The organism is Intrasporangium chromatireducens Q5-1 (assembly GCF_000576575.1).
Lineage (GTDB): Bacteria > Actinomycetota > Actinomycetes > Actinomycetales > Dermatophilaceae > Intrasporangium_A > Intrasporangium_A chromatireducens.
Window position 1 is genome coordinate 1 of the sequence record NZ_AWQS01000255.1, and the last position, 5,204, is coordinate 5,204.

The 5,204-nt window shown below is 71.9% G+C and carries 5 protein-coding genes and 1 pseudogene; 4 read left to right on the forward strand and 2 right to left on the reverse strand.

The genetic code is table 11. The features are described from left to right. A pseudogene (locus N864_RS18940) lies at nucleotides 1-217 on the reverse strand (aa3-type cytochrome oxidase subunit I); the annotation flags it as partial. 184 nt (nucleotides 218-401) lie between these two features. Then, nucleotides 402-2,096, reverse strand: a complete 1,695-nt coding sequence (locus tag N864_RS18945; RefSeq protein ID WP_051518804.1) for an alpha/beta hydrolase — start codon at nucleotides 2,094-2,096, stop codon at nucleotides 402-404. Between the two features lie 40 nt (nucleotides 2,097-2,136). Between N864_RS18945 and N864_RS18950 the strand changes: the two genes are divergently transcribed. The 4 genes from N864_RS18950 to N864_RS18965 all read left to right on the forward strand — a co-directional run bounded on the left by N864_RS18950 (nucleotide 2,137) and on the right by N864_RS18965 (nucleotide 5,191). After that, nucleotides 2,137-2,961: an alpha/beta fold hydrolase gene (locus tag N864_RS18950; RefSeq protein ID WP_034720880.1), complete on the forward strand. Its 825-nt coding sequence runs from the start codon at nucleotides 2,137-2,139 to the stop codon at nucleotides 2,959-2,961. Nucleotides 2,962-3,208: 247 nt separating this feature from the next. Beyond that, the gene (locus tag N864_RS18955; RefSeq protein ID WP_034720888.1) at nucleotides 3,209-3,940 is read left to right on the forward strand and encodes a DsbA family oxidoreductase; all 732 of its coding nucleotides are present in this window, start codon (nucleotides 3,209-3,211) and stop codon (nucleotides 3,938-3,940) included. A 19-nt stretch (nucleotides 3,941-3,959) separates the two neighbouring features. Beyond that, the gene (locus N864_RS18960; protein ID WP_034720882.1) at nucleotides 3,960-4,364 is read left to right on the forward strand and encodes an MmcQ/YjbR family DNA-binding protein; all 405 of its coding nucleotides are present in this window, start codon (nucleotides 3,960-3,962) and stop codon (nucleotides 4,362-4,364) included. Beyond that, on the forward strand, nucleotides 4,361-5,191 hold the full coding sequence (locus N864_RS18965) for a 2-phosphosulfolactate phosphatase (protein WP_034720884.1): 831 nt from the start codon (nucleotides 4,361-4,363) through the stop codon (nucleotides 5,189-5,191). Before N864_RS18960 ends, N864_RS18965 begins: the two co-directional genes overlap by 4 nt. The last annotated feature ends 13 nt before the right edge of the window (nucleotides 5,192-5,204 follow it).

The following is a 5,204-nucleotide window of genomic DNA, read 5'->3' on the forward strand; positions in this document are numbered from 1 at the left end:
GCAGTCCCGGCTCGACGAGCTCGGCCCGGATCAGCAGCGCGAGCACGCCGCCGACCATGAAGAAGAAGAAGGACGTGGCGAAGTAGAGGTTGCCGATCACCTTGTGGTCGGTCGTCGTGAGGACCTTGACGACCCGCTGGCCCGGGGTGCGCGGCGGCGGCGCCGGCCGGGTGTGCGCCGTCGTGGTCCGCGCTGTTCGGTCTGCGGTCGTCGTCATCTCACCCTCGCCACCTCACGCTGCGCCTGCCGGCATCCCGTCGGCGGGCCTCGGTCTTCCACACTGTACGGCTGATGCCGGGTCTTCAAAAGGGTGCACATTTCGCAATTGCGTCCCTAGCGCGGGTGCATACCCAATTACGAGGCGAATTCGCGGGTCGCTTCTGCCCACCGCTGATTCGGTGTCATTCGGTGCGGTGAACCGTCCTCGTGACCCCGGCGATGAGGCGGGTGTAGTCCCGGGTGGGGTCGCTGCCGAGGACGGCACCCCACGCTGGGACGAGCTCAGCGCCATACCGGTGGCCGTAGCCGTCCGGTGGGTCGTGACCCACCGCCATGTCGGTGGTGAGCTGCCAGAACGTCACGAACGGGATCCACGTGACGTCGGGGTTGACGTCGCGGCCGCGCGGCTCGCGCAGCCAGTCCGGCTGGGCGCCGAGCACCGCCGGGTTCCACCACACGATCGGGTCGGACGGGTGCTGCGCATAGACGAACCGCGGGAAGGCCCAGGCGCCATAAGGACGGCCGTAGTAGTCATGCGTGAGGTTCTCCGCACTCGCAGCGAACCGGATGTGCCGACCGTCGTCGATGACCGGCACGATCTCCGGCGAGCCCTGGTTGCGCGAGGCCGTCAGCTCGGCGGCGATCTCGGTGAAGCTCGGCGTGCCGATCCAGACCCCGCCGTCGCTGCGCCGCATCATGTCGTCGACTCCGGTGAAGGCCGCCTGCCCGCCGTAGGAGCCGAGCGACTCGCCCCCGACGACGAGCTTGGGCCGCTGGCTCGGCGGGATGTCCTGCAGGGCCGCGTAGACCTTGTTGAACAGGATCCGGCCCGCGTCACCCGGCGTCTCGCGGTCGGTCATGATCGACATGGCGCTCGGCAGGTAGGAGTACTGCATCGAGGCCACCGCGGAGTCACCCCCGGTGAGGTACTCGATCGCCTGCACCGACCAGTCGTCGACCCAGCCGGTGCCGGTCGAGGTCAGCACCGCAATGACGGACCGCTCGAACGCCCCGGTGCGGTGCAGCTCGGCGACGACCTGGTCGGCCACCTGCTCGAGCGGTTCGTCCGCGTGCCGGCCGGCGTAGACGCGGATCGGCTCGATGGCCGGCTCGCCCGTCGCGGCCTGGATCTGGGCCGGCGTGGGCGCGCTCGTGACGAACATCTGCCCCTCGTAGCCGAGCCGGGCGTAGGACTCGAGCGACTCGGGGCTGCCGGACTTCAGCGGGGAGGTGGGCGGCGAGACGCCCTCCGGGGGCTGCTCGTTCACCTGGGCGGCGATCGTGCCGAAGCGCTGCATGACCCGGTGGAAGACGACGCTGTCGCCGACCCACGCCGCGACCATCGTCACGACGATGACGGCGCAGACCGACGCGATGGTCGCGGGCAGCACCTGGCCCGCCGCCTCCGCGAGCCGTTGCGTCAGGCGGCGCAGGCCCCGGACGATGACGATGAACAGGACGAGGATGAGCAGGGCCAACAGGATCGACTTGAGCCAGTCGACCGGCCCGGGCGGGCTGAGGTGGACGTAGGCGGCCGTGCGCCCCTGGGAGCGGACGTTGGCGACGGTCAGCCCGACGACCACGGCCGCCGCGAGCACGTGCCAGCCCATTTGCAGCCACCGGCCCGCCTCGCGGGAGACCCGGATCTCGAGCTGGACGAGGCGCGCGAGCCGCGCCAGGAGCCACCCGGCCACGACACCGGTCCCGTAGCCGGCGCCGGCGCAGATGCCGCTGATGATGCCCTGGTAGTACCAGGTCCGCGGCAGCAGGCTCGGCGACCACGAGATGAGGAAGAAGCCGGCGCCGACATAGAGACCCGGGACCGAGAGACCGAGCACGGTGCGCCGCACGTGGTCGGGGACGATCCGGGCGGGCATGGGGAAACCCTATGGGCCCGTCCGCGGCCATGATGGTGCAGTGGCGACTTCGCGGATCACGACCTTCGAGCACGACACCCTGACGTTCGACGTCACCGACGAGGGTCCCCTCGACGGGGTGCCGGTGCTGCTCCTGCACGGCTTCCCGACCGACCGGTCGAGCTGGCACCGCGTCACGCCGCTGCTGCACGACGCCGGGCTGCGCACCTACGCACCCGACCAGCGCGGCTACTCAGCGGGCGCGCGGCCCCCGGGCAGAGCGGCATACCGGCTCGAACACCTCGTCGCGGACGTCATCGCGCTGGCCGACGCGACGGGCCACGAGCGGGTCCACCTCGTCGGTCACGACTGGGGAGGGGCGGTCGCGTGGCTCACGGCGGGCAACCATCCCGACCGCATCGCGTCGGTGACGTCGCTCTCGACGCCACACCCCGCGGCGCTGCGCCGCGCGTCGCACAGCCTCGAGCAGGCGGCGCGGTCGTGGTACATCGGCGCGTTCCAGGTGCCGTACGTGCCCCAGCGGGTCCTGGCGGCCGGCTTCCGGCCGATCTGGTCGGCCACGGGGCTGCCCCGCGAGGACCTCGAGCGGTATGCCGCTCACCTGGCTCACGCTGACGCGCTGACCGGGCCGGTCAACTGGTATCGCGCCATGCGCGAGTCGCACGTGCGGGCGTGGCCGGTCAGCGTGCCGGCGACGCTGCTCTGGGGGTCGCGGGACGTGGCGCTCGGGCGCACCGCGGCGGAGCTGACGCGGGGCTTCGTGACGGGTCCCTACGCCTTCATCGAGATCGACGCAGGCCACTGGCTCCCGGAGACGGAGCCGGAGGCCTGCGCGGCCGCGGCGATCGACCGAGTCAAGGCGTGAGGACCCGAGCGACGAAGGAGCGAGGCCCGGAGCGCCGGTTCGACTCGGTCGATCAGGGGACACGACCGAGTCAAGGCGTGAGGACACGAGCGACGAAGGAGCGAGGCCCGGATCGCCGGTTCGACTCGGTCGATCAGCGGACACGACCGAGTCAAGGCGTGAGGACCCGAGCGACGAAGGAGCGGCGGGCAGTGGCGACCATGACCGGATTCCGTCGGTGGCGTGACGCCGACTTACAGTGGGCGACGTGAAGATCGACATCTGGGCCGACATCGTGTGTCCGTACTGCCACCTCGGCAAGGCTCGCTTCGAGGCGGCCCTCGCGCAGTTCCCGCACCGGGACGAGGTCGAGGTGACGTGGCACAGCTACGAGCTGGACCGCTCGGCCGAGCCGGTCGCCGAGGGCACGCTGCCCGAGATGCTCGCCGCGAAGTACGGCATGGCCCAGGACGAGGCCGTCGCCCAGCACGAGGCGATCGCCGAGCAGGCACGCGAGCTGGGACTCGACTTCCAGTGGCGGCAGGCCCGCCGGGGCAACACCTTCGACGCGCACCGGCTCGTCCACCTCGCCGGCGACCACGGGCTGACCCAGCCGATGCTCGAGCGGCTCATGCGGGCCTACTTCACCGAGGGCGAGCCGATCGGCGACCGGGCGACGCTGGTGCGCCTGGCCGGCGAGGCCGGACTCGACACGGCCGAGGTCGCGCAGATGCTCGAGTCGGACGACTACGGCAACCACGTCCGCAGCGACGAGGCCACGGCCGCGATGATCGGCGTGACCGGCGTGCCGTTCTTCGTCCTCGACCGCAAGTACGGCGTCTCCGGGGCGCAGCCGGTCCCCGTCTTCAGCCAGGCGCTCCAGCAGGCGTGGGACACCCGGCACGAGCAGCCCGAGCCGGTCGCCGTGGGCGGCGGCTGCGGCGGCTCGTGCGGCTGCGGGGCCGGCGGGTGCGGATCCAGCGGCGACGGGATCTGCTGACAGGCCCTACCGTTGGGCCATGGCGCACCCGGTCATGTTCGACGCCGCCGATCCGCATCTCGAGCGGGTGCGGACGCTGTGCCTCGCGCTCCCCGGCGCTGCCGAGAAGGTGGCCCATGGCCGGCCCAACTTCTTCACCCAGAAGGTGTTCGCCATCTTCGGCGGCTCGCTCAAGGGTGAGCACTTCTCCCCCGTCGCCCGACGGGCCCTCCTGTTCCTGCCCGACGCGTCCGAGCGCGACGCGCTCATGCAGGACGAGCGGTGCTTCGTGCCCGCCTATGTCGGCCCGGCCGGCTGGCTCGGGCTGACGTTCCACGACGTCGAGGTCGGCGACGTCGACTGGGACGAGGTCGCCGAGCTCGTCGACATGTCCTATCGCAACACCGCACCGGCTCGACTCGTCCGGGAGCTGGACGCCCGATGACGGAACGGCTGGCGTCGCACGGGCCCTGGCACAGCCAGGACCACCACCTCGTGCGCCTCGAGTGGGGGCTCGCTGGGGCGAGCTTCCTCGTCCGGTATGCCGCTGAGCGCGGTTTCGCTGTCATCGCCGTCGTCGTCGACGTGCTGAGCTTCACGACCTGCGTGTCGGTGGCCGCCGACAACGGGATGAGCGTGGTGCCGTACCGGTGGCGCGACGAGAGCGCCGAGTCCTTCGCCGCCGCCCAGGGCGCCGCCCTTGCCGTGCCGCGCAGTGCTGCCCGAGCGGAGGGCGGGATCTCGCTGTCGCCCGCGTCGATCCGCGCGGCTGGCCCGTTGGAGTCCCTCGTGCTCCCCTCCCCGAACGGGTCCACGATCACCACCGTGCTGGCCGAGTCCGGGGCCACTGTGGTCGCGGCGTCGCTGCGCAACGGCGCCGCCGTTGGCCGGTGGCTCGCCGACCGGTTCCGCTCGAGTGCCGCCTCGCCACCCGTCGTGGTGCTCGTGCCATCCGGCGAGCGCTGGCCCGACGGCTCGCTGCGCCCGGCCGTCGAGGACGCTTGGGGCGCCGGTTTGGTCGCGGGTGCGCTCATGGACTCGCTTGAGCACCAAGCCGGTCCGCTCCTGCTGAGCCCAGAGGCGGAAGCCGCCATGGCGGCCTTCGCGTCCGTGCGCGACCGCGTGGGCGAGGCCCTCGCCGGCTGCTCGAGCGGGCGCGAGCTGGTCGAGCAGGGCTATCCCGACGACGTGGCGATCGCGGCCGAGCTCGACGCCAGCAGCACCGTCCCTGTCCTCACCGACGGCGCCTTCCGCCCCTCCCCCGTCGAGTGAGCGCAAACTCCGG